This is a genomic window from Microcoleus pseudofavosus SVA1_A4, from assembly GCF_036700565.1.
In the GTDB taxonomy this organism is placed as follows: domain Bacteria; phylum Cyanobacteriota; class Cyanobacteriia; order Cyanobacteriales; family Microcoleaceae; genus Microcoleus.
In genome coordinates this window covers 52,255-75,551 of sequence record NZ_JAUBPE010000030.1, presented here as the reverse complement: position 1 = coordinate 75,551, position 23,297 = coordinate 52,255, and the positions used below count along the sequence as shown (strand labels likewise).

The 23,297-nt window shown below is 46.2% G+C and carries 22 protein-coding genes; 12 read left to right on the top strand and 10 right to left on the bottom strand.

Annotated features, from left to right (window positions below):
• Window positions 1-102: 102 nt before the first annotated feature.
• Entirely contained in the window at window positions 103-819 is a 717-nt protein-coding gene (locus tag QUA02_RS15120) for a pentapeptide repeat-containing protein (protein ID WP_333028946.1), read from the bottom strand.
• Window positions 820-1,410: 591 nt separating this feature from the next.
• On the opposite strand from QUA02_RS15120, the gene QUA02_RS15115 reads away from it, so the two are divergent.
• Window positions 1,411-2,124: a tetratricopeptide repeat protein gene (locus QUA02_RS15115; RefSeq protein ID WP_333028943.1), complete on the top strand. Its 714-nt coding sequence runs from the start codon at window positions 1,411-1,413 to the stop codon at window positions 2,122-2,124.
• 91 nt (window positions 2,125-2,215) lie between these two features.
• On the opposite strand, the gene QUA02_RS15110 is transcribed toward QUA02_RS15115, so the two are convergent.
• The gene (locus QUA02_RS15110; protein ID WP_333028941.1) at window positions 2,216-3,565 is read right to left on the bottom strand and encodes a peptidylprolyl isomerase; all 1,350 of its coding nucleotides are present in this window, start codon (window positions 3,563-3,565) and stop codon (window positions 2,216-2,218) included.
• Between the two features lie 119 nt (window positions 3,566-3,684).
• On the opposite strand from QUA02_RS15110, the gene QUA02_RS15105 reads away from it, so the two are divergent.
• Entirely contained in the window at window positions 3,685-4,236 is a 552-nt protein-coding gene (locus QUA02_RS15105) for a peroxiredoxin (RefSeq protein WP_333028940.1), read from the top strand.
• Window positions 4,237-4,448: 212 nt separating this feature from the next.
• Here QUA02_RS15105 and QUA02_RS15100 read toward each other — a convergent pair whose 3' ends face one another.
• Complete coding sequence (locus QUA02_RS15100) at window positions 4,449-4,988, bottom strand: phosphate-starvation-inducible PsiE family protein (RefSeq protein ID WP_333028938.1); 540 nt, start codon at window positions 4,986-4,988, stop codon at window positions 4,449-4,451.
• A gap of 257 nt (window positions 4,989-5,245) precedes the next feature.
• Here QUA02_RS15100 and QUA02_RS15095 point away from each other — a divergent pair, with 257 nt between their 5' ends.
• The 5 genes from QUA02_RS15095 to QUA02_RS15075 all read left to right on the top strand — a co-directional run bounded on the left by QUA02_RS15095 (window position 5,246) and on the right by QUA02_RS15075 (window position 8,214).
• Window positions 5,246-5,398 (top strand): hypothetical protein, encoded by a 153-nt coding sequence (locus QUA02_RS15095; protein WP_332982803.1) that lies wholly within the window; start codon window positions 5,246-5,248, stop codon window positions 5,396-5,398.
• A gap of 129 nt (window positions 5,399-5,527) precedes the next feature.
• Window positions 5,528-6,130: a superoxide dismutase [Fe] gene (gene sodB / locus QUA02_RS15090; protein WP_333028954.1), complete on the top strand. Its 603-nt coding sequence runs from the start codon at window positions 5,528-5,530 to the stop codon at window positions 6,128-6,130.
• A 248-nt stretch (window positions 6,131-6,378) separates the two neighbouring features.
• Complete coding sequence (gene clpS / locus QUA02_RS15085; RefSeq protein ID WP_333028936.1) at window positions 6,379-6,672, top strand: ATP-dependent Clp protease adapter ClpS; 294 nt, start codon at window positions 6,379-6,381, stop codon at window positions 6,670-6,672.
• A gap of 123 nt (window positions 6,673-6,795) precedes the next feature.
• Window positions 6,796-7,107 (top strand): hypothetical protein, encoded by a 312-nt coding sequence (locus tag QUA02_RS15080; RefSeq protein WP_333028934.1) that lies wholly within the window; start codon window positions 6,796-6,798, stop codon window positions 7,105-7,107.
• A gap of 201 nt (window positions 7,108-7,308) precedes the next feature.
• Window positions 7,309-8,214, top strand: a complete 906-nt coding sequence (locus tag QUA02_RS15075) for an ATP-grasp domain-containing protein (protein ID WP_333028932.1) — start codon at window positions 7,309-7,311, stop codon at window positions 8,212-8,214.
• Window positions 8,215-8,221: 7 nt separating this feature from the next.
• On the opposite strand, the gene QUA02_RS15070 is transcribed toward QUA02_RS15075, so the two are convergent.
• Window positions 8,222-8,653 (bottom strand): plastocyanin/azurin family copper-binding protein, encoded by a 432-nt coding sequence (locus QUA02_RS15070; RefSeq protein ID WP_445305172.1) that lies wholly within the window; start codon window positions 8,651-8,653, stop codon window positions 8,222-8,224.
• Between the two features lie 116 nt (window positions 8,654-8,769).
• Window positions 8,770-9,888 (bottom strand): tocopherol cyclase family protein, encoded by a 1,119-nt coding sequence (locus tag QUA02_RS15065; RefSeq protein WP_333028931.1) that lies wholly within the window; start codon window positions 9,886-9,888, stop codon window positions 8,770-8,772.
• 205 nt (window positions 9,889-10,093) lie between these two features.
• Here QUA02_RS15065 and QUA02_RS15060 point away from each other — a divergent pair, with 205 nt between their 5' ends.
• On the top strand, window positions 10,094-10,675 hold the full coding sequence (locus tag QUA02_RS15060) for an Npun_F5749 family FMN-dependent PPOX-type flavoprotein (RefSeq protein ID WP_333028929.1): 582 nt from the start codon (window positions 10,094-10,096) through the stop codon (window positions 10,673-10,675).
• Window positions 10,676-10,805: 130 nt separating this feature from the next.
• Here QUA02_RS15060 and cysE read toward each other — a convergent pair whose 3' ends face one another.
• Window positions 10,806-11,612, bottom strand: a complete 807-nt coding sequence (gene cysE / locus QUA02_RS15055) for a serine O-acetyltransferase (protein WP_333028927.1) — start codon at window positions 11,610-11,612, stop codon at window positions 10,806-10,808.
• Window positions 11,613-11,785: 173 nt separating this feature from the next.
• Entirely contained in the window at window positions 11,786-12,271 is a 486-nt protein-coding gene (locus QUA02_RS15050) for a hypothetical protein (protein ID WP_333028924.1), read from the bottom strand.
• A gap of 167 nt (window positions 12,272-12,438) precedes the next feature.
• On the opposite strand from QUA02_RS15050, the gene QUA02_RS15045 reads away from it, so the two are divergent.
• Both QUA02_RS15045 and mrdA read left to right on the top strand, forming a co-directional pair.
• A complete protein-coding gene (locus QUA02_RS15045) occupies window positions 12,439-12,660 on the top strand; it encodes a hypothetical protein (RefSeq protein ID WP_333028921.1) in 222 nt (73 codons plus the stop codon).
• A gap of 157 nt (window positions 12,661-12,817) precedes the next feature.
• Window positions 12,818-14,644: a penicillin-binding protein 2 gene (gene mrdA, locus QUA02_RS15040; protein ID WP_333028919.1), complete on the top strand. Its 1,827-nt coding sequence runs from the start codon at window positions 12,818-12,820 to the stop codon at window positions 14,642-14,644.
• Window positions 14,645-14,958: 314 nt separating this feature from the next.
• Here the strand turns inward: mrdA and QUA02_RS15035 are convergent, their stop codons facing one another.
• The 3 genes from QUA02_RS15035 to QUA02_RS15025 all read right to left on the bottom strand — a co-directional run bounded on the left by QUA02_RS15035 (window position 14,959) and on the right by QUA02_RS15025 (window position 18,625).
• Window positions 14,959-16,710: a DUF3352 domain-containing protein gene (locus QUA02_RS15035; RefSeq protein WP_333028918.1), complete on the bottom strand. Its 1,752-nt coding sequence runs from the start codon at window positions 16,708-16,710 to the stop codon at window positions 14,959-14,961.
• A gap of 69 nt (window positions 16,711-16,779) precedes the next feature.
• Window positions 16,780-17,949 carry a flagellar assembly protein H gene (locus QUA02_RS15030; RefSeq protein WP_333028916.1) on the bottom strand — a complete coding sequence of 390 codons (1,170 nt, stop codon included), beginning with the start codon at window positions 17,947-17,949 and terminating at the stop codon, window positions 16,780-16,782.
• A 70-nt stretch (window positions 17,950-18,019) separates the two neighbouring features.
• Window positions 18,020-18,625 carry a pentapeptide repeat-containing protein gene (locus tag QUA02_RS15025; RefSeq protein WP_333028914.1) on the bottom strand — a complete coding sequence of 202 codons (606 nt, stop codon included), beginning with the start codon at window positions 18,623-18,625 and terminating at the stop codon, window positions 18,020-18,022.
• A gap of 135 nt (window positions 18,626-18,760) precedes the next feature.
• On the opposite strand from QUA02_RS15025, the gene purL reads away from it, so the two are divergent.
• Both purL and QUA02_RS15015 read left to right on the top strand, forming a co-directional pair.
• Entirely contained in the window at window positions 18,761-21,322 is a 2,562-nt protein-coding gene (gene purL, locus QUA02_RS15020; protein WP_333028913.1) for a phosphoribosylformylglycinamidine synthase subunit PurL, read from the top strand.
• A 211-nt stretch (window positions 21,323-21,533) separates the two neighbouring features.
• Complete coding sequence (locus QUA02_RS15015; RefSeq protein WP_333028912.1) at window positions 21,534-23,261, top strand: bifunctional serine/threonine-protein kinase/formylglycine-generating enzyme family protein; 1,728 nt, start codon at window positions 21,534-21,536, stop codon at window positions 23,259-23,261.
• Window positions 23,262-23,297 lie beyond the last annotated feature (36 nt).

Genomic DNA, 23,297 nt, shown 5'->3' with positions numbered 1-23,297 from the left:
TACTTAAATGGCTTAATTGGTAGACCTCGAAAAACTGCACAAGTATAAATACTTATCGCAAAAGTGACATGCTCCCTTATTGACATTATTATTCAGACGACTCTACTTTAAATTAAAGCCAATTTCTTCATTAATAGAGCCGTCCGGCATTATTGCCCCTGCAAGCACCGCACCTCTGAGATTTGCGCCAGTTAAAATAGCGCCTTCTAAATTAGCATTGCTCAAATTTGTGACTTGTTTGGAACCTCGGAAAAAAAAGCTGTGCAAGTCAGCACCTGTCAAATTAGTGTCTGCCAAATTAGCATATTGCAAGTCCGCACCGTGCAGCGTCGCATCAGTTAAATTAGCTTCGCTGAGATTGCTTCCCCAAAGTCGAGAATCTAATAAATTAGCATCTTGTAAATTGGCGCGACTGAGATTTGCCAAAGTCAGATTAGCATCCCACAATTTGGTGCCGTTGAAATTAGCTTCCGTCAAATTTGCTCGACTGAGATCCGTGCCCAAAATATCAGCATTTGCTAAATTGGCGCCGCTGAGGTCGGCATCAGAAAAGTCAGCATCTTTTAAATTAGCACCCGACAAGTTGGCGCCGGACAAATTTGCGCCGCTCAAGTTGGCTTCTTGGAGATTAGCTCCCCGCAAATCGACAGCGCTCAAATCGCACTGCTTCCACAAAAAGCTGACGCACCAATTATCTTTTAATAGCTGACTCAAATCCTCCGCATTCGCGGCCATCACAGGAGGAGTTAAGTAGAGAGTGAACAGGACGATCGCCAACACTGCAGCGAAGATTTTTTTCAACTTCAGGACTCTTTTCATTGACACTAATTTGCGCAATAGATTCTTGATGTATACTCAAAGCATAGCAAACAATCAGCAAGTTTTCTCAGCAATCTTCCTCAAAAATATTAATTAAATGTTAATCGGGCGTTGGCGCAGGCACAAATTTAACAGGGGCAGTCTCAGAGGCACTTTGAGCTAGAAACCCGGTTGCTTTACAGATGCCTCGCTGCCAAACTAATATTTTTCGTAAAAACCGGGTATAAGATGGTCGCCCGTGTTCGATCGGGATTTGCCGATCGAATATCGCTACAAAGTAATACTTGCGGCGGGCAGTTGCGATCGATCCCGCAGGGGCTTACCTCCAAACAATTCAGGTATGAACTTCTGAAGATGGGAAGGAAGAAACCGCTCAGCTCGTGAAAATCCGAGATTTAGTGGGTTGTAGACGCAATTATCCCGGCGTTGTGACCGGCATCACTAACTAAGCCCAACTCTCCTCACAAAAGTCAAAGCCCCAGCATCACCAAATCTCATCAAACTTATCACGTTCCTGACACTACGGATATCACTGTCAGTAGCTGAAGTATCGAGGAAAATGAGAGCATACAGTTAAACCCCAGCCCTGCGATGCCTACTATCCCCCTTCTCCCGAGTCAATTAGTTGTCACAACTATTTTCCAGTCGATCGAATCTTTGGGATTCGCTAATATTGCAGGCAAAGTATTTTCGGGCGAGCAAGCTGAATCCCGACAAGAGGCAAATTTAAAAGTTAGTACCAAAAAGTTTTACACTCTGGGTTTAAAAAATCTCGAAAAAAAAGACTGGCACGGTGCGATTAAAAATTTTACTGCCGCAATTAACATTAATCCGCAATTCGCGTCAGCTTACAACGATCGAGGTATGGCCCGCTACAAATTAGGCTACAAACAGCCTGCCGTTGAAGATTTAACTACCGCTATCGAACTCAATCCTTACCGAGCCAAGTATTACAGCAATCGCGCGTTTATCCTGACTCGTTTAAAAGATTATACTGCGGCGATCGCGGATTACAACTCGGCACTGCTGCTCAACCCCAATTTAGCTCAAGCTTACTTTAACCGAGGCGCTATCCGCCTGCAAATGGAAAATTCCCTGGCAGCATTAGCTGATTTTGAGTCAGCAATTCGTCTCGATCGCGATTTTGCTAAAGCTTATTTCAACCGAGGAGTGACTAGATATAAATTGAGAGAGGTTCAGGGATCATTTGAGGATTTGCAGAAGGCGGCAGGGCTTTTTAAGCACCAGGGAAAAATGGATTATTATCAAGATGCGCTTTCTAAAATTAGAAAGCTATGGTATTAGTTTAATTTGGGAATTTGGATTTGGGAATTGGGAATTGGGAATTGGGAATTGGTAAGGTGCGGCGAGGCGCACCCTACATCTATACTTAAAGTTAGCCAATTCTCAAGGCTGCATCCCCAGTTGGTAGATCGTTAGGACGAGGAATCGTAGATAAAGGAATTGCAAAGGCTGCATTTTGAACGGAGGCGACAGTAGAATTTTGTACCACAGTAGAAGCCCCTGCCAAGTTAATGACAGTATTGCTTCCAGATTGAGTGAATGTAGTATCGGATAAATTTCCTGTCAAAGCAATGCGATCGCCTTCCTGTGGTCTAAAATCAACTATTGTATGACTTGTCGGGAGTAGGATAATAAAAGGAAGAGTAGCAGGATCTACTCCTAGCAACACAAAAGTATCAGCACCGCTACCTCCTGTGAGAGTATTGTTGCCTGTATCTCCAATCAAAATATCATCGCCATCACCACCATTTAAGACATCATTTCCTTGGCCACCCCGTAGAAAATCATTGCCAGCCTCGCCATTGAGAATATCGTCGCCGAAATTGCCAATCAGAATATCGTTACCAACACCGCCGCTAATGGAGTCGTTACCTTTGCCGCCTCGCAAAAAGTCGTCACCCGCTTCGCCACTGATGGTATCATTGCCTTGGCTGCCGTTAATGGCATCATTAGTTGGGGAACCGACGATGCGATCGTTTGCGCTACCTCCTAATACGCCGCTGGGATTTTGTTGAGAGTCTTGGGAAGTGACTTGATAGTTGTTGGTGGTGTTTTGCAATCTGAGCGATCGCAAAGGCAGATTTACCAGATTAGTATTATTAACAAAATTGTTGAGCGCAGTAGCATCGCTAATGATACTGGAAACCCGACTGGGGACGATTCCTTGAACGACTTTGGCGCTAGAAATGCGATCGCCCTGCTGCACCGCATCCACCGTTTCAAAACCTTGAGTAACTTTGCCAAAAACAGCATAATTACCATCCAAAAACGGCAAAGCGTCCAAAGCAAAATAAAACTGCGAAGAAGCCGAATTCAAAGCTGTAGAACGAGCCATTGCCACGGCCCCGCGAGTGTGCTGCAACTGCGGCGTCTGGGTTACAACTTGGTTGTAAACAGGTTGCGCGGCCCCTTGCGGCTTAATTTCCAAAGGAATAAAACGCGCCTGATTGGTATCCGGGTCAATAAAACTACCCGTTCCCAATTGACTTGCTGGAATTGTAGTATCTTTGCTGCGCGGATCGCCTCCTTGCACCACAAAAGGATCTGGCTGGCGCACAACTCGGTGAAACATCACCCCGTCGTAAATGCCGCGTTCAACTAAGTCAACAAAATTTCCCCCAGTAATCGGGGCATTAGTGCCGTCTACTTCGATCGTAACGGGTTGACCGTTAATTACCTGGACTACTGTAACTTTGCCTGTTAACGGGAGTGCAGCGCTCATGGGTAAATTGCTATTGGAGTGAGTGATATTTGGGTTTTAGAAGCAATCCGCGAATTGCCCCTACCCATTTAATCAGAAAACAGTAAACTTGTGTTAAGTACAGTTCTACTTCTATTTTTATGATGTCCCGTCGCAAGTTTTTCAGCACTTTATTGGCAATTTGTCTAGTCTTTCTGAGTTTCAATTTTGCCGCACCTGCATTTGCCCTCGGCGGCAAGCTTCCGGCAGTGAATGAAGCCGCACCGGATTTTAGTTTGCCGACAAACAGCGGCGACGGACAAGTGTCCCTGTCCGATTTTCGCGGTAAGTGGCTGGTAGTCTATTTCTATCCGAAAGACTTTACATCGGGTTGTACGATCGAAGCGCGTCGATTTCAGCAAGACTTGCCGAAATACTTGGCAAAGAATACTCAAATTATCGGCATTAGCGCTGATGATGTCAACTCCCACGCGGAATTTTGCGATTCGGAAGGTTTGAAATTTCCGCTGTTAGCTGATACCGATGGGAAAGTCAGTAAAGCTTACGGTTCTTGGATGAGTTTCATCTCGGCGCGGCACAGTTTTATTATTGACCCTGAAGGCGTTTTGCGAGAAACTTTTGTCAAGGTTAATCCGGCGATTCACTCGAAAGAAGTTTTGGCTCGTTTGGGAGCATTGCAGGCTAACGGGTAATAGGTGCGATCGCATAACCTCAATCAAATAAGTTTGTAGTGAGGACGGTCGTACTCACTACAAACGTTATCAGGGTTATTTTACGGGACACGATGCCTGGTAATACCCAATCCGGCTTTAATACCCTCTTTATTCTTTAGTCCCTAAGAGCTAGGACCAAAGTTTGTGCAGGATCGGTTTCTACCGCCGAGTTTTATCTCAAATCTCAAATCTCAGTGAGAATTAAACTTGCTATTGACTGCAACAGTCTCGGAAGAAGATTCATGCTCTGAAAAATTTCTATTTCTGCTACCAAGGCGACGTTCCGGGTCAATTCCCTCGAAGGTTGGCGGCAACCAAACTCGGACTACCAACAACACTCCCAAAACTAGCAAAAATACGCCTGTTGATAATATTTGAACCCAGGGAGTTTCCAGCACTCCCCGCACGATAACTTCTCGCAAAACAGATACTATACAAACTTCCACAGCCACGCCTATCGAAACGCGCTGCTCCTGCAAGTAAATAATTAGCAGCCGAAATAATTCTACCAAAACCAATAAAAATAGAATGTCGGCAGTCACTTGCTGAAAATTTAAAGGAGGCAGCAGCGAGAAAAACATTTCTCGCAGTTCGATCACCATGAAACAGAACAAACCGATACACAAAGAAATTACAATTAAATCTTGAACTGTTTCGAGAGCGCTGACTATTAGTTTCAGATTCAACCATTGGGGGGGGTGATTGGTCTGGTTATTTGAACGGTTTTGCATAGATGGCTCCTGCAATATGTTTGACTTGCTTACAGCTTAAGTTAAAGTGAGCTTATCTTTGACAAAAAACTGGTTTAATTTATTTATAACCATCATAAAACTTCCCTCTGTTGACAATTTCCCACAAACTTTTATTTACCGCGCAGGTGGGTTGACATTTTGCCAAACTTTGTGCTAATTCAGACCTGCTATTAGTAGATTTGAATGGTGAAAAGCAGAAGCCAATCGATTTTAGATTTTAGATTTTAGATTTTAGATTGAAGAATGGGATAATTGAAGAAAGCGACCTCACGGATGAATCCGGGGGCTGGTTATCGGATACTATATTTTTTATTTCTGCACGGATGAATCCGGGGGCTTGTACCCTGGCTGATGAAGGTCAAAATCCTAAAATGCTGCAACTGCTATAAAATATGAAAATTGTAAAGAATTATTTACCACAGCTTGATAAACTCAAGCTAGCGACTCTCGGCTTTAATCGTACAAAAGCCGGAAAGTTAACCCAAAAACCAAAAGTAATCCAGAGAGGATTGAACACAATGGCATTTGAACTCGCACCATTACCCTTCGCCGCTGACGCCCTAGAGTCAGATCATATGTCGGCCGAGACGTTTTCGTTCCACCACGACAAGCACCACGCTGCTTACGTGACCAACCTCAACAAACTGATTGAAGGCACTGAACTTGCCAGCAAATCCCTCGAAGAAATTGTCAAGGAATCTGCTAAAGACCCATCCAAAGCAGGCATTTTTAACAATGCAGGTCAAGTTTGGAACCACAATTTCTTTTGGAATTCCCTTGCACCAGGCGGCGGCGGCGCTCCGACAGGAGCTTTAGCTGAGAAAATCAATGCCGACTTCGGCAGCTTCGACAAATTCAAAGAAGAATTCAAGACTGCTGCGACAACTCAGTTCGGTAGCGGCTGGGCTTGGCTGGTTGTGGACAACGGCACTTTGAAAGTTACCAAAACTGCCAACGCCGACACCCCGGTAGCACACGGCCAAATCCCGTTGCTGACTTTGGATGTGTGGGAACATGCTTATTATTTGGATTTCCAAAACCGCCGTCCCGACTACATTACTAATTTCTTGGATAATTTGGCTAACTGGGATTTCGCAGCAGCAAATTTGGCTGCGGCTTAGTAGCATCTGAGTTTGAGGACTAAAGTCCTCACTACAAACTTCAGAGGTTCGTAGTGAGGACTTTAGTCTTTCTTGAGATGAGTATTAACTTGAGTTTGACGGGCGCGGTGCAACGCTGGGCGCAGCAGTGAAAATAAACGCCGAAGCCGATCGAACTACTTCGTAGTAGTTAAAAAATTCTGAAATTGTGTTATAATGCGATCGGTAACTGTTTTACGAATTTTGTAGTTTTAGTGGCTGTTCGCGCGATGACCTCTTCACCAACCATAGCACCCGTTCGATCGAGTCAAGTTACCCGCAAACCTTATCCCAACTATCGGGTAATAGTCCTCAACGACGATTTCAATACATTTCAGCACGTTGTGGAATGTTTGACGAAATACATTCCAGGGATGACGAGCGATCGAGCTTGGAAACTCGCCAACCAAATCCACCACGAAGGTCAGGCCACCGTCTGGGTAGGCCCGCAAGAGCAAGCAGAACTTTATCACATGCAGTTGAGCCGTGCTGGACTTACAATGGCTCCGCTAGAGTCAGGTTAAGATTTTTTAATTCACATTTACAATACTTACTTTGAAACTTGCCAAAATGGCAACATCACTTCCTCCTCTTGATTTAGATTATTTGTAAACACACCTAATCTTTTACTCAACTAGGAGATTTTTATGAATCATCCTTTTGATCTAGATATTGCTGACCTGGAAGCAATTGATTTGGATTTTGAAGAGACGCTAAGTGATGAAGAGGCCGCCCGCATCGGCGGTGGAATAATGGCTACCACTCTAGCTATAGGTGAAGAAGGTGGTGGGATACAGTGTATCTCAGCTCCCTGTCCGGGAAGTGAGGGAGGAGGAGGATTTCCTCCCCAGCCTATTCCCATTCACCCTCCGGTGACCACTCTGGCTATAGGTGAAGAGGGTGGAGGATCTTACACGAAAGCTTGGTTTGAAGGCGGTGGAGGTCCTCTTGATTGGTAATCTCATTCGTGCCGGCAATGGTAGAAATTCTGCCTAATTCCTGAACTATTCCGATTTTTTCTGTAATAAGACTTTCAAAGATTCAGCCTCATTCGAGTGTTTTTTTTCAATATATAAAAAGTTGCAACACTCTCAAAACAAGTGAGGCAACTTTTCATATTTGTAGTTGATTTTAGCACAGTTTTAATTTTCAAATTTCCCATGAACATTTTAATTCTGGGTAATGATTCAGATGCTCATGCTGCTCATATAAAAGATGCTCTCACCCAAGCCGGTGCAGAAGTAGATTATTTAGATACCTATCTGTTTCCAAGACAGTTACGTCTGTCTTGGCAACCTGATACCCTGGTAGGGTGCTTGACGCTACCCGGAGGTCGCCAGTTGAATTTTCAAGATATTCACAGTGTATTTTGGCGCAATTTTTCCGGTGTTGGCGTTGCACCTTTAAAAGATGCAAATCAACAGCAAGTTGCATGGAACGATTCCATGAGTACGGTGCGATCGCTCATGCAAGCTTGTCCGGCTCGCTGGATTAATTCTTGGCAGGCATACCAATTTCATAAAGAAAAACCCCTACAAATGAGCAAGGCAAAGCAAATAGGAGTGACAATTCCTGCAACTTTAATCAGTAACAATCCAGAGCAAGTTAGGGAATTTGTCGAAAATCATGAAAAAGCAATTTTTAAGCCTGTTTATGGTGGCGCTCATACCAAGTTAGTGACAGAGGCGCATTTAGAACCTAATCGCCTGGACTTGGCTTTGAGTATTTCTCCTGTCACAATACAAGAGTATATTCCTGGGACAAACATTCGCAGTTATGTGATTGGTGAATCAGTTTATTCTGCCGAAATTAGCAGTCAAGCTTTGGATTTTCGGGAAGATTTAGAGTCAGAGCTAATTCCGATAGATTTGCCAGAATCAGTTAAAAAACAATGTTTGGCAATATTAAAGGCATTTATGCTAGAGTGGACTGCTATTGATTGGCGTGTCAAGCCCACGGGTGAGTATGTATTTTTAGAGGCAAATCCTAGTCCGATGTTCAGACATTTTGAGCGTCAGACTGGTTTTCCGATTACACAAAAATTAGTCCATCTCTTAATGTATTAACTGGGATTTAAGAGGCGATCGTAATTTTGCCAATCATTCCCGCCTCTGTATGTCCGGCTACCGTACAGCGCAGGTTGTAACTTCCCGATTTCATCGGCACAAACACCCATTCTGCCATAGCGCCCGGTTTAATTTCCAATTCGTGAATCGCTCCTTTAATTTCCACTTTCCCCGCTTCCACTTTTTGAGTCCAACTCGCATCAGCAAACTTTTTAGCAGTAAAATAATGTTTCTGCGAACTGGGATTTTTTAGCACTAATTTATAGCGCTTGCCCGATTCAAATTCTAGCAAATTGGGAAAAAATTTGAGTTCCCCAGCTTCGTTACCCAAACTAACAGTAATTTCGGTGACAGGTTGCCGAGACAAATCACCGGCAGCACTAGCAATTCCCGCCGGCATCAAGATTGTGCTCAAACATAAAATTAGTCCCAAAATCACCTTGAAAGTTTTTTGTAACCGCTGGCTGCGGTAGAATTTGCCTAATTGCCAACCGAGTAAATTGATCGTGGCTGTTCAGACTACTATTAACTGACTAATCACTAATGACTAATGATTTAATTCGATCGCCAAACTTCATCCCAAGGCCCGCCCCCAACTTCCAAACCCGACAAAGAACTTTGAGCCTCTAAGATAATTCTAGAACGCTGCTTGCCATTTTTGTCAACATTTCCCCCCAACAACTCTCGCAGTTGCAAGCGCAATTCGCCGTGCGTCGTATCCCGGCAGCAAAAAGCCAGACCTTTTTCTGTAGGAGCTCGCAGATAAGTACCAGAACTGTTTGTAGTGGCAATTAACTCAACTTCAAACTGACTGTTTCTAGCCTGCATTTTCCAGCTTCCCCAAGGTTCAATAGTCCAACTAACTTGGGAATTCCAAGGCACAAATTCGTAAAATTTGCCTCGGTAATGCAGACAAATCATTGCCACCGATTCCATCCACCACAGCACGCCCCGCTTGCCGCCGCCAGCAGTTAAAGCTAAATCGCTTTCGCCTTGAAAACAATTGCAATTAACCCAAAACCATTTTTGCGGAAAAGCACCGCCCCAGTTTTTTTCGCTGTAAGCGGGAGCATCTTTAAATTGGTAGCGTTCGCCGTTCCAATCAATCCAGCCCGTGGCTAAACCGTGCGCCATTAAAATTTGCCATCCCGGTTCAAATATGGGTAGATAAGATACCATTCCCGCCGTTGATTTCTGGATTTCTTCAGAGTTTCCCCAGCCATAAATAGGTTGAATTTCGTACTGCCAAAAACAGTGGCTGCCGCTTCCCGGATCGTGCAGATAACCTTGATTTAAAGTAGCAGTAGCTTGATAGCCTTCTTCGACGCTGCTGTCGAATACTTGCGGTTCTAAATATTCGGGTTTAATTTGTAAATCTGTTTTGCCCCAATGTCCGAAACCTAAGCTTTTTCGGTGCGCCCAAAACTTATTTACATCGGGAAAGGTGCGGCACAAATAGCTATCTTTCGGGCCGAGAATTTGAGCTGCACCGCCACTGTAAGGTTGACCGCCTCTGGGGTCTTCTATTGAATACATGAAGGCAAAGGATTGTCCGTGAAGCGGTAATGTTATTCGGTAGTACCAGCCTTCAAAAAAGCGGCGGGAACTGCCGTCCCAGTGGTAGCCGCTGTGGGGAGTTTCAATAGTTTTGAGTTTTGAGAGTGAATTTGACATAAAATTACCAATAGCAGAAAGAAGAGTCAGTAGTCAGTAGTCAGTAGTCATTAGTTAACGGTTAACAGTCAACAGTCAACAGTCAACGGTTAACAATGCCCAATGCCCAATGCCCAATGCCCAATGCCCAATGCCCAATGCCCAATGCCCAATGCCCAATGCCCAATTCCTAATGACTAATGACTAATATGATAGGATATTAATTATGTCTTTAGCACTTTGGCGATCGCCCTTAGCTCGCGCCATCCACCGCAACCACAGTCTTCCTTTTGCCCGCTACTTGCAATTGGCAACGGTTCGCGCAGACGGGCGTCCGGCCAACCGCACTGTGGTGTTTCGAGGCTTTTTAGCAGACACCAACCATTTAAAGTTTATTACAGATATTCGCAGTCAAAAGGTAGAGGAAATTAATCTCTATCCTTGGGGTGAAATTTGCTGGTATTTCCCCAAAACTCGCGAACAATTTCGGATTGCTGGAAAGCTAGTTTTGGTAGGGGCAGATTATTCAGAGGCCGAGTTGCGCTCATCGCGCCGCACAGCTTGGCAGGAGCTTTCTGAGGGGGCTAGATCGCAGTTTGCTTGGCCGCATCCGGGGGAAGACAAAGCGGAGGCTGGTGCTTTTGATTCTGCTTCCCCAGGTGCGATCGAGCCGCTGCCTAATTTTTGCTTGCTGTTGTTGGAACCGGAAACGGTGGATTTTTTGGAGTTGCGGGGGGAACCGCAGAACCGATCGCTTTATGGGCGCGACGGGGAGGGAAATTGGTTTGTGCGATCGGTTAATCCGTGAAAAGGAAGTCATTAGTCAGTAGTCATTAGTTATTAGTCATCAGTTAACAGTTAACATTCACCAATTCCCTGTTTGGCCAATTCCCTATGCCCTATGCCCTATGCCCTATGCCCTATGCCCAATTCAAATTTTAGATGCCGCTGCCGTCGAAAAATTCTTGAATTGCTTTATCTTTTAACTTGCAGCTAGGGGTTGTAACTAGCTGTGTTTTTTCGGCTAAGGCTACGTTGCTGGCTTGGTTTAAAGCTTCTGATACTGAGTGGAAATTGTGGGAATTGGAAACAGAAGTTAAGGAGACAGATGCTTGAGGGAGCAAACTTTTTACTTGCTGTTCGAGGGACTCGATGCGATCGAGCAAAGATCGAATTACCGCAGCTTCCGAATCCGGCAAGCTGCCGTGTTCTAGGGGATTGACGCGCACTCCCGACCGGTAGACGATGCGGCCGGGAATCCCTACAACCGTACAGTCAGACGGTACGTCTCTGAGGACGACCGAACCGGCGCCGATGCGAACGTTGTTGCCAATTAGCAAATTGCCGAGTACCTTGGCGCCGGCACCGACAACTACATTTTCGCCGACGGTAGGGTGACGTTTGCCGCTTTCTTTGCCAGTACCGCCGAGGGTGACACCTTGGTAAATTAGGGCAAAATCGCCGATAATCGCAGTTTCGCCGATTACAACCCCCATTCCGTGGTCGATGAATACGCTTTTGCCGATCGTTGCCCCCGGGTGAATTTCAATTCCGGTCAAAAAACGAGCAATGTGGGAAATGAAGCGGGGGATGAAGGGAAGTCCCAGCACGTAAAGCCAGTGTGCGAGGCGGTGCAGCACTAGGGCCTGAAGACCGGGGTAGCAAAACAAAACTTCCAGCCAGTTGCGAGCGGCAGGGTCGCGATCGAAAATTATACTGAAGTCAGCTCTAAGGGTCTTTAGCACTTTCGGATTTACCAATTTTGGTTAAACACGCCACTTTTAATTTTACATTTTACTGGATGGGGGAAGTGAGCGGTCGATCGGGAGATTGCGGGAGATTGCGGAGTGGAACTGCGGGAGATTGGGGGAGAATTGGATGATATTTTCTTGTCCCCATCCAACAGCGCCGCTGCGTTCTATTCCTGTACTGAGATTGTATAGCCAGACTTGACTCCGGGTTCGAGAGTACCGACCCAAATCCTGTAAGAGCCTGCTTGCCAGTCTGAATCAACAATGCCGGCATCTTTATTCTGACCTGTATCGTCTCCGCAGCGGACGGTGTTACCGTTGGGCCCTTGTACGAGTAAGGTTGTGTCGTTGCCTCCGCTGTTGACTTGGATTGCGAGTTTGGAAAAGCTTTGCTGCAATACTATGATGTGGTCGGGAGTTGGAGTGGCAAAACCCAAACATTTGTTTTTCTGGCGATCGGCGTTGGCTATGGCAGATAGAGAGTACGATCCGCCTGTGGAACCTCTCAAAACTGCTGTTGGGGCTCCAAAACCTCGCGATAAAGTTAAGGTGCCGAAATTGGCTGTTTCTGCTAAAACTGGTAGGGCGGCGATCGCGGCGATCGCCGCCAAGAGTGCACCGTTTTTGAAATTGGCTCGCTGATTAAACAACATGGCAATATTCCTCGCTCACAACTTAAAATCACAACTCAGAATTTACCCATCGCAGCCCCTACAATCATAACTCTGGAGGAAAAATAACTTTTTTTAAATTTATTCAAAACCTCCTGGCTTCTCTTGCTTATGTCTATCAGAACAATCCGTGTGCGATCGCGCTCCGAGTGCCACTCCAATTTCTGCCACAGGCGATCGACTCATATCCGAAATTGTACGGTGTCAAGATGATTATTTTGATACTCCTAGCCTTGGTGTTGGCGATCTGTTCCCTATTGACACAGGTTTTGGTATTGTTACCTATGGGTCTATCTGGCTGGCTCCACTTCCCTAATTGGCTGAGCCTGACCTTGATTTTGCTGGCTATTTCTTGGTGCTTGGGGGATTAGTCAGCAGTTAGCATTCATGAGTTATTAGTCAAAAACTAATTATCAATGATTCCGCTTCCTCCAACGATCGAGGCCCGAGCCTCCCCGGCCTGATGATGTATACTTCACAATTGACAATCAGGAATCTAAAATCTTGGATTTGACATCTACCTATAGAATGATGCAACGAGAAATTTCTTCGCTCTCTGGATTTCGCTCTTCTGACAAAACCCTGCGGGAAACTCCTAAGAAACAGGATCGTCCGATACACCGGGCGATGGTGTTAATGCTGGTGGCAACCGGTTTGCTGGGCCTGCACGCTAGTCGGCTGGTGGAATTGCAACTGGTACAAGGGAAGCAAAACCGGGAACGGGCCGAAAACAATCGCGTTCGCCTAGTACCAATGCCGGCGAATCGCGGACACATTATCGATCGCAACGGCAAGCTGCTAGCGGCAAACAATTTAGCTCGATCGGTATATTTGTGGCCGAAAGAACAAACGCCGGAAGAGTGGAAAGCGACAGCAGAAAAGTTGAGTCCGCTGCTTAAAATCCCGGCCAAAGAAATTTTACAAAAATTAAAACAGGTCGATCCTCTATCCTACAGACCGGTGCGGATCAAGCAAGCGATGCCGCCAGAGGTGTTTGTGCCGCTAGCAGAACAGGTGGGACAAATGCGGGGAGTGGAAGTGCGGCCCGAAGCGAACCGCTATTATCCCGAAGGCAGTTTGGCGGCTCACGTTCTCGGATATATTGGCGAAGCTACCGAAGTAGACTTGGAAGCTCACCCGGAATATCCGATGGGGATGATTGTGGGTCAGATGGGCATAGAAGCGAGTTCTAACAAGCAGATTGCGGGAGTTTGGGGCGATCGGCTGATCGAGGTAAATGCCCAAAATCAAGAATTGCGGCTGATGGGAGAGACACCGCCCAAACCGGGCGAGGCGGTGCAGCTAACCATAGACTTATCCATGCAAAAAGCAGCCGAAAAAGCCCTGGGGAACCGCCGGGGGGCAGTAGTGGCCCTGGACGTGAAAACTGGTGGGGTATTAGTTATGGCCAGCCACCCGACTTTTGACCCCAATCTCTTTACGCGAAAAATCACTAAGGATGACTGGGCAACTCTTCAAGACCAGGAAAATTCATTTTTGAATCGGGCCATGCAAGGCTATCCCCCCGGCAGCACTTTTAAAATTGTGACTTCCGTCGCGGGCATGGAGTCGGGCAAGTTTTCGCCGGACTCAATTCTCGGTACTTCGTCTTACATCACTGTGGGGGGAATTGATTTTAACGAACACAGCGGCGGTTACGGCGACATCGGCTTTCGGGAGGCCTTGGCTTTCAGCAGCAATACGTTTTTTTATCAAGTGGGGATGAGTACGGGGCCGGAGCAAATTTCTAAGTGGGGACACCGCTTGGGAATTGGCAAGGATACGGATTTGAATCTTTTGGGGCTAAGCGGTGGCAATCACGGTCAAATCCCGACGCCGGAGGATAAGGAGAAAATGTATAAAGAACCTTGGTATGCCGGTGATACAGTAACGATGTCGATCGGTCAGGGGTTGGTGTTGGTGACTCCTTTGGAGGCGGCGGTGATGGTGAGTTCGATCGCTAACGGCGGCTATCGGGTGAAGCCTCATCTTTTGACTTCTATGACCGGCACAGCGGAGACTAAACGGGTATATACGGGGATGAAACCTTCAACAATTCAGGTGGTTAAGGAAGGACTGATCGCGGTGGTTGCCGAGGGTACGGGACAGGGGATGAATGACGGTACGATTCCGATGACGGCGGGCAAAACAGGGACTTCGGAGGTTATTGGACAGGAGGATCACTCTTTGTATGTGGCTTTCGGGCCTGCTGACAAGCCGGAAATTGCGATCGCCGTGGTTGTGGAAAATGGCGGTTTTGGTTCTATTGCCGCAGCCCCGATCGCGAAAGAGGTGTTTCAAGCTTATTTTGGGCAACCGAAAAAGGTGAAGCAGCCAGTAGTTATTAGTCCTTAGTTATTGGGAATTGGTTGTTGGTTATTGGTTGTTGGTTAGTGCGAGCGTCCCGATCGCGAGCGGGACGCTCGCACTGCACAATAATTATCAGCGATTACCCCGACAGGATATTACCAATTACCCATTCCCGATTACCAAAAACCAAAAACCAATAACAAATGATATCAATTCCGGCTGCGCCGGAATGATATAGAGGACACGGCAGTGCCGTTTCCCTACCGCGATCGATTGTAGGGACACGGCACTGCCGTGTCCTGATTTCGGGTAAAATTAATTCCCATACAACCGGAATTGATATGACTAATAACTCATGACTAATTCAGCCGCATAAATATTGTAGCTTTGCGAATTCCTGTTATTTCTCCGGTACTGGTGACTGTGAGCGATCGCAAGTGGTCTAAAAATGGTCTCGCTGAAAGTTCAATTAACCTCAACAGCGGGATTTGTTTTTCCCAAATTGCCCTGCTGGAGGGCCAGTCTAAATAAAAATAGCCGTCGTTAGATGGCGGTAGCGGTTCGATGCTGGTTTTAAAATCTTGATTGGCAACTAAAGAGCCTGTTTCGGCTGCTTTGAGTGCTGCGTCCATCGCTTCTACTGAGGTTGTGAAAATTTCGTATTTGCCGACGGTGGCTCGAACTCCTTTTGCCTCGGTTTCGATCGCACTTTTTCTATTATTTTTTTTACCATAATTCGAGCTAGTTGTCAACTGCGTCCAAGCGGTAATTTTTTGGTTTCTGAGAGTGAAGCTGCCGATGCTGTATTCTTTGCTGCGGGCAATTTCGTCGAGTTTGTCGATCGCCTTTTGGGAATCGGGAGAGGTTTCGGCGGCAAAAATCCAGTCCGCACTGTTTGACGAACTCGGAAGCACTGCTAAAGCGTATTCTCCTTGTACCCAGTTAAATATATCCTGCGGCAGGTTGATGCCCCAACCTTGCTGAATATCTGCGATCGTGCGATCGACTAATTTTGAGACTTCAACGTTAGCTGACACCGCCGATGACAAATCAGCCCAAAAATTCCTTAAATCGGTGCTGGCGACGGCGAAAGGACTGGCTGATGGAATGTACTGCAAGGCTTGCACTGGTTCTGAGAGTGTTGGAGAAGCTGTGTTTTCACGCGATGTCACCAAAGCAGTTTGAGCCAGCAATCCCCGTCGGTTGACTCCGACAGCAACTGCGAGGGAATTAAGAGAAACTTGGGGATTTTGCTCGGTTGCTGATTGCGGGAGATTAACAAATGCTAAAGCTATTCTGCCTTGAGTTAACTGCTGGAAAGCTTTTTGATAGTTAGGACTATTGTTGAGATTTAGGTTTGCTGCTTCAACATTGTTAATTGCATCTCGAATCACATTTGGGCTGTTGGCAAATAAAACAAAAATAGGGTTATTTACGGAATTTGAACTGCCGATGGCGGCTGTTGCGAAGCTGGGGGGCAAAGTTGATTTCTGCCGAAAAAGCGTGTTAAATTGCGGAATCGGAGAGGTTTTTTTGTTGGCTGTTGGTACTTGTTTATAATTAATTTTGACGCCTTTATATAATTCCGACTGCACTGTTTTATCGACACGAGATTGTTTTTGCCAGTAGGAGTCGAGAAATTGTTGGCTGCGATCGACATTTTGGGAGGAAACAGCCAGCAAAAACCCGGTTTGTTTGCCGTTTTTGGTGTCGCGATCGAAATCTATATCTGTGACAGCTAGGGTAATTTCGTCACCTATCCAAGGTTGGATATCTCGACTGTAATCGAGGCCTGTATTGGCGAGGAGGCTTTTTTTGATTTGCTCGAATTCAGCGTGCGATCGACTTCTTTCTTCGGGAGACGCAAAGACTTGCCGTAGGGCTTCGAGGCGATCGGGATTTACCAGCATTGAAGCTAACAAAGGTGCTTGTTTCGAGACAAACACAGCCGCAGCCGGAGTCGTTGTCGGCCCGCCGTTGAGTAAATTCAGGGGAGTTTGAGTTGTCAGCCAGTAAAAACCGCCTGCACTCAGGGCTAAAAGTGCCAAGACGCCAGCAATGAGGAAAGAAAAGAACGATCGCAACTTCATCGGCAAATGACAAATTACCACATTCTCTGATTATACACCCAGAACCCTGACTTGTTTCAAAAGCAGAAGTTCTCGCCACATTATTAGTTTTTAAGTCGATCGATCTGACAATCTAGCCATCAGATTTTCTAGGGATAATTGAGGCAATTCTGACAACAGTAATGATAAGTTTTCTGGGGATAAGCTGAGCAAATTGGGGATGAGAGTAACCGGGCGTTCTGCTGATGGTGCTGAAGCGCTGAAGCGGTTGTTTAAAACACTTGCTGCTAGCACATTTTGGACTGGTTGGCGATCGGTTTGGGCGATCGGCAGCATAGACAATTGCACCAACAACATCGTAAACTCGGCAGTAGGGAGAGCCGATACCGGGCGCAAAAAGGTGACAGTTAGCGGGTCTAATTCCCCAAATCTGACCTGCAATAAACTCTCTAAAATCAACCGCTGTCCTTGTTCTCTTCCTTGTTCTCTTCCTTGCTCAAGACCTTGTTCTCTTCCTTGCTCAAGACCTTGTACAATACCTTGTACAAGACCTTGTTCTCGTGCTTCTTGTAACTTTTGTTGAAAAAGGGGTACGATCGCCATAACTAACTCCTGATCTTCATCATCCCCTGCGGGATTAGTTGGTATATTCGCTTGCAAATTTTCCTGCAAGATGTAAAGTAATTGTAGCGCATTAGCTCGGATTGAAGCATCTATGGGGAATGCAGTTAATTCTGCGATCGCCCCTTGCTGCACCCGACCCCTACCCAGCATCCGCAACCACATCGTCTCTGGAACCCTCGGTAGTTGGTGAATGGCGATTAACCCAACTCTCCAAACCTCCGATAAAAAATAAACTCCCCTTCCCCAGCCCTCAGACTCTTCAGCAGTCCGAAAACCCAAACTGTTTAATAAAGCTTCCGAAGCAGTAGGAGTGAGAATCCACAACATCGGTAATTGTCTTTCATCCAAACGTTGCTCTTCTAGATTAGCCCGTCGCCCCAGTTTAGCCCTACTATTTAATAACTTAACAACACAGCTAAAAATTCCCTCAGCATTCACAGGATTGCGAAACGGTTCAATTATCGCCGCCGTCGCAGCCATTTTACCTAACAAACCCAAACTTTGGACATATTCGCCCTCAAAAGAAGTTGGTTGAAACCAAACATCAATTTCTCTAACTTCAGCAGTGACATTTTTGCTCGTTTCTACTTCTCCGAGGGGCGACAATAACTCTTGCAGGTATTCTTTAGCAAACTGATCGTGGGGAAACTTAGTCATCCGATTTTGAGATTTGAGATTTGAGATTTGAGATTTGAGATTTGAGATTTGAAATTTAGAAGCAGGTTGTCTACCACGGCAATCCTCGCGCATCGGAAAAATCTGCATCGAGAATCGCCCCCGCATCGAATACAGCATCAGTCAAATCAGCCTTTCTAAACGAAGTTACCGACAATTTTTCTATTTCCTCAACAGCGATAAAAAAGCCGATCGCAGTTAACCCAAGAATTACCCCAGAAACCAAAAATAAGACAATTCCCCTGATAGTATCTCCGCCAAAAAATGTCACAATACCGCTAGCCCCGATCGCAGCAGCAGCCCCAGCCACAGCCCCCGCCACAATTCCCGCCTCACCGCGAGTCGCAGCAATCGCCGTAGCAGCCGTTCCGGCCACCGCCACAGCCCCCGCATCCGCCCCGCCAATCAGTCCAGTCAAAGCCCCAGCCGTCGTCACTGTCACCGCCGTTACCCCAGCCCTAGCAATCAAATTTCTCACCCGCCTGCGGCTTTGTCCGGTTCTGACACCCTGAAAATTTGCCCCTCTCAAAATCGCCCCGGTGAAATTGCAGCCTCGAATGTCGCAACCGCTGAAATTCGCCCCAGACAAGTCAAGCCCTTTAAAAGAACGGTTCCGCAAGTTTTGGTTAGCAAAATTGAGATTTCGAGGTTGAGTCATTCGATTTTAGATTTTAGATTTTAGATTTTAGATTAGCAAACCAAAAGCTTGGGATTTTAGATTTTAGATTGTAGATTGTAGATTAACCAAGCACAGGGCATTTAGAATTAAGCCTGTGGTTTATAACGAATTTCCATGTCTCCCATCTCCGAATCCCCATTTTCCCCCGAACAGATTGCCGCTGAAAGACTCACACCAGAAGAATATGAAGAAATAGTTCAGCGTCTCGGCCGCCATCCCAATAAAGCTGAATTGGGAATGTTCGGCGTTATGTGGAGCGAACACTGTTGTTACAAAAATTCGCGACCGCTATTAAAGCAGTTTCCCACAGAGGGCGATCGAATTCTCGTCGGACCCGGAGAAAATGCCGGCGTCGTAGACTTGGGATACGGCTTGCAACTCGCCTTCAAAATTGAATCGCACAACCACCCGTCAGCAGTCGAACCCTTCCAAGGTGCGGCAACCGGTGTCGGCGGGATTCTCCGCGATATCTTCACAATGGGTGCACGCCCGATCGCACTTTTAAATTCCCTGCGTTTCGGCAACTTAGACGATGCTAAAACTCAGAGATTGTTCAAAGGCGTAGTATCGGGAATTTCCCATTATGGAAATTGCATCGGCGTGCCCACAGTTGGCGGCGAAGTTTACTTCGATCCCGCTTATTCCGGCAACCCATTAGTTAACGTCATGGCCTTGGGTTTAATGGAAACTCAAGAAATCGTCAAATCCGGCGCATCGGGAATAGGAAATCCCGTGCTTTATGTCGGTTCAACTACTGGCAGAGATGGCATGGGAGGAGCAAGTTTTGCCAGTGCAGAATTGACCGACAAATCAATGGACGATCGCCCCGCCGTCCAAGTAGGAGATCCATTTTTAGAAAAATCCTTAATTGAAGCTTGTTTAGAAGCATTCAAAACCGGTGCAGTCGTCGCCGCCCAAGACATGGGCGCGGCCGGAATCACCTGTTCCACATCAGAAATGGCAGCCAAAGGCGGCGTCGGCATTGAATTCGATTTAGACAAAGTTCCCGTTCGAGAAAGCGGTATGATTCCCTACGAATACCTGCTTTCGGAATCCCAAGAACGGATGTTGTTTGTGGCCCAAAAAGGACGCGAACAGGAATTAATTGATATTTTCCACCGCTGGGGATTGCACGCCGTAGTAGCGGGTACAGTGATTGAAGAGCCGATCGTCCGAATTCTATTTAAAGGCGAAATCGCTGCCGAAATTACCGCAACTGCTTTGGCAGATAACACACCAATTTATCACCGAGAACTGTTGACAGAGCCGCCAGAATATGCTAGAAAAGCATGGGAATGGACGGCTGATTCCCTGCCACAATCCACAGTTACAGGTATCGAAATTAACGGCAATTTCCAAACTTGGAATCAGATTTTGCTGACGCTTTTAGATACTCCCACCATCGCTTCTAAACGCTGGGTTTATCGCCAATACGACCATCAAGTGCAAAACAATACTGTTATTTTACCGGGAGGGGCTGATGCTGCGGTTGTCAGATTGCGTCCGCTAGAACCTTGCCAATCTTCCCTTGCTAACGGGTTAGAAGTACACCCCCTTGCTAAGGGGGATCTACAGAGAGAAAATGCTGTTTCTCTAGCTTCGGAAAGCAAACAGGAAGAAGAGGTAATTCCTCTATTTAAAAAGGCACAAGGTAGGGAAACTCCAAAAGTTTCTCCCCCCCTTAGCAAGAAGGAAGCGCCCCTGGGGATGATTCCTGGAGTTGCTGCAACGGTTGATTGCAATTCTCGTTATGTTTATCTCGATCCTTATGAAGGTGCAAAAGCCGTCGTAGCAGAAGCAGCGAGAAATTTAAGTTGTGTGGGTGCTGAACCTCTGGCAGTTACTGATAATTTGAATTTTGGCAGTCCCGAAAAGCCGATCGGATATTGGCAGTTAGCGTCAGCTTGTCGCGGGATTGCTGATGCTTGTCGGGAGTTGGGAACGCCTGTTACTGGTGGCAATGTTTCTCTTTACAATGAAACGGTTGATGCTGAGGGAAATCCTCAACCAATTTATCCGACTCCGGTAATCGGAATGGTGGGGTTAATTCCCGATTTGAAGAAGATTTGCGGCCAAGCTTGGCTAAAGAAAGGCGATTTAATTTATGTGCTGGGAATTGGGGAATTTTCCCAAAACTCAGAACTTCCATCTGAAAGCTCAAAAATCGAAACTTCTCCTACTCTGGGAGGTTCGGAATATTTAGCGGCAATTCACGGGATTGTAGCTGGGAAACCGCCAAGGATAGATTTTGAGTTAGAAAGAAAAGTGCAATCAGTTTGTCGCGATGGAATTCGGCAAGGTTGGGTAGGTTCTGCCCATGATTGTGCGGAAGGTGGAATTGCGATCGCCCTCGCGGAATCCTGTATTTCTGCTAAACTGGGTGCAGAAATTCATCTCAGTTTTAATTCGGCAAATGTCGGCCGCTGGGATGAAATTTTGTTTGGTGAAATGGGCAACTGCATTGTAGTTTCAGTCGCACCGAAAAATCAAGGAATTTGGGAGTCTTACCTGCAAGAACATTTGACTAAAATGTGGCATAAAATCGGTGTGGTTGGTGGTGCTGACTCGCCTCTGCGGGTGGTGAGTGCCGACAATCAAGCGTTAATTGAGGTTGGGATGGGTGATATGGGCGATCGGTACTGGAGTGCGATCGAGCGTCGGATTGCATCTGTTTGATTGGGATTAAAAAACCCGGCGGTTGAAACCGCGTCTACAGAGACGAAACCCGCCTTCGCGGGTTGCATTTCTTGAGTTCGCGAAGGCGGACTTTGTTTGTGTAGAAGCGGTTTCAATCGCCGTTTCAAGTTCCGGGTCAATCCCCCAATCAATCGCCGTGTCAATCACCCAATTCATCTATATAATATGAACAATATCATTCATAAAATAAATGATTTGCTGTATCAATCCCGACTGCCCCAATCCTGAAAACCCGGACGGGCCATATTGCATTACTTGTGGCGTCAAACTCGTACCCATCCTGCGAAATCGTTTCCGCACGATCAAATTCCTCGGTAAAGGTGGCTTCGGCAGAACCTATTTAGCAGAAGATATTGATAAACTAAATCAACGCTGTGTCGTTAAACAATTAGCACCCAATGTCCAGGGAACTTGGGCGATTAACAAAGCGGTAGAATTATTTCAGCAAGAAGCTAGACAACTGCAACAGCTAGGACAACATCCTCAAATTCCATCACTAGACGCCTATTTTGAACAAGACAAATATTTGTATCTCGTACAGCAGTTTGTCGATGGGGACAATTTGTTAAACCTTTTCCAAAATCAGGGAATTTGGCAAGAAAACCAAGTTAAGCAACTATTACTCGAACTTCTACCTGTTCTCAAGTTTATTCACGAACAAAAAATTATTCACCGAGATATCAAGCCTGACAATATTATGCGCCGTCGCAGCGACGGTGTGTTAATGTTGATTGATTTCGGAGTTTCCAAACAGTTGTCGGGAACAGTGATGTCGAGACTGGGAACGCGAATTGGTTCGGATGGTTATGTACCCATTGAACAAATGAAAGGGGGTGAAGCTTATCCAGCCAGCGATTTGTTTAGCTTGGGGGCGACTGCTTTTCATCTACTGACAGGGCTATATCCTTTTGATTTGTGGGTGGATCAAGGTTATAGTTGGACAGGAAATTGGCAGCAACATTTGAAAAGTCCCATAGACAAGGGATTGGGATTGATTTTATCTAAGTTGTTGGCAAAAGATATCCAGCAGCGCTATCAATCAGCCGAGGAAGTTCTCAAAGATTTTCAACGTCAGTCAACGCCAAATTTTATACCGACTTTAAAAAGGTTTGACTTTGACACGGTGACGGCTGATGTGCGGGGTAATATAACTAGCTATCAACGCCGTCAAGCACAATTTTTTAGGGAAAATTTAGGTGGCGGTGCAATCTTAGACATGGTAGCAATTCCTGGTGGCCGTTTCGTGATGGGTTCTCCCAATACGGAAGCAGGGCGAAGTAACAATGAAGGGCCGCAGCGTACTGTTAATATCTCTCCTTTTTTTATGGGTACATATCCCATTACTCAAGAACAGTGGGAAGTAGTGATGGGGAATAACCCTTCTGATATCAAAGATTTGAAACGTCCTGTGGAACAAGTAAGCTGGAATAATGCTCTGGAATTCTGCCAGAAAATTTCTCAAAAAACCGGCAAGATTTATCGCTTACCTTCGGAAGCCGAATGGGAATATGCTTGTCGCGCCGGAACTACAACGCCTTTCTATTTTGGCGAAACAATTACCCCGGATTTAGTTAATTATGATGGCAATTATCCCTACGGTGCTGCGCCGAAGGGACTTTACCGCAAACAAACAACGGATGTGGGGAGTTTTCCGCCGAATCCGTTTGGTTTGTATGATATGCACGGGAATGTTTGGGAATGGTGCAGCGATAAATGGCATGGTAATTATAACGGCGCACCGACTGATGGAAGTTCTTGGGAAACTGGAACAGATAATAACCGAGTGCTGCGTGGTGGTGCCTGGAACTGCAATACGGTCTATTGCCGTAGTGCCTATCGTGGCAGGCATTGGGCGGTCCATCGCAGCAGGCACCTCGGTTTTCGCGTAGCGGTAGCTTCGGTTTCTTCCTCGTCCTAGTTTCCGCGTAGTAGTGGTAGGGTGCGTCGCCCGCAA

What these genes read in the sequence shown, in the direction of transcription:
- QUA02_RS15120 (WP_333028946.1), bottom strand. Translation starts at nt 819, where the DNA reads ATGAAAAGAGTCCTGAAGTTGAAAAAAATCTTCGCTGCAGTGTTGGCG.
- QUA02_RS15115 (WP_333028943.1), top strand. Translation starts at nt 1,411, where the DNA reads ATGCCTACTATCCCCCTTCTCCCGAGTCAATTAGTTGTCACAACTATT.
- QUA02_RS15110 (WP_333028941.1), bottom strand. Translation starts at nt 3,565, where the DNA reads ATGAGCGCTGCACTCCCGTTAACAGGCAAAGTTACAGTAGTCCAGGTA.
- QUA02_RS15105 (WP_333028940.1), top strand. Translation starts at nt 3,685, where the DNA reads ATGATGTCCCGTCGCAAGTTTTTCAGCACTTTATTGGCAATTTGTCTA.
- QUA02_RS15100 (WP_333028938.1), bottom strand. Translation starts at nt 4,988, where the DNA reads ATGCAAAACCGTTCAAATAACCAGACCAATCACCCCCCCCAATGGTTG.
- sodB (WP_333028954.1), top strand. Translation starts at nt 5,528, where the DNA reads ATGGCATTTGAACTCGCACCATTACCCTTCGCCGCTGACGCCCTAGAG.
- clpS (WP_333028936.1), top strand. Translation starts at nt 6,379, where the DNA reads ATGACCTCTTCACCAACCATAGCACCCGTTCGATCGAGTCAAGTTACC.
- QUA02_RS15080 (WP_333028934.1), top strand. Translation starts at nt 6,796, where the DNA reads ATGAATCATCCTTTTGATCTAGATATTGCTGACCTGGAAGCAATTGAT.
- QUA02_RS15075 (WP_333028932.1), top strand. Translation starts at nt 7,309, where the DNA reads ATGAACATTTTAATTCTGGGTAATGATTCAGATGCTCATGCTGCTCAT.
- QUA02_RS15065 (WP_333028931.1), bottom strand. Translation starts at nt 9,888, where the DNA reads ATGTCAAATTCACTCTCAAAACTCAAAACTATTGAAACTCCCCACAGC.
- QUA02_RS15060 (WP_333028929.1), top strand. Translation starts at nt 10,094, where the DNA reads ATGTCTTTAGCACTTTGGCGATCGCCCTTAGCTCGCGCCATCCACCGC.
- QUA02_RS15050 (WP_333028924.1), bottom strand. Translation starts at nt 12,271, where the DNA reads ATGTTGTTTAATCAGCGAGCCAATTTCAAAAACGGTGCACTCTTGGCG.
- mrdA (WP_333028919.1), top strand. Translation starts at nt 12,818, where the DNA reads ATGATGCAACGAGAAATTTCTTCGCTCTCTGGATTTCGCTCTTCTGAC.
- QUA02_RS15030 (WP_333028916.1), bottom strand. Translation starts at nt 17,949, where the DNA reads ATGACTAAGTTTCCCCACGATCAGTTTGCTAAAGAATACCTGCAAGAG.
- QUA02_RS15025 (WP_333028914.1), bottom strand. Translation starts at nt 18,625, where the DNA reads ATGACTCAACCTCGAAATCTCAATTTTGCTAACCAAAACTTGCGGAAC.
- purL (WP_333028913.1), top strand. Translation starts at nt 18,761, where the DNA reads ATGTCTCCCATCTCCGAATCCCCATTTTCCCCCGAACAGATTGCCGCT.
- QUA02_RS15015 (WP_333028912.1), top strand. Translation starts at nt 21,534, where the DNA reads ATGATTTGCTGTATCAATCCCGACTGCCCCAATCCTGAAAACCCGGAC.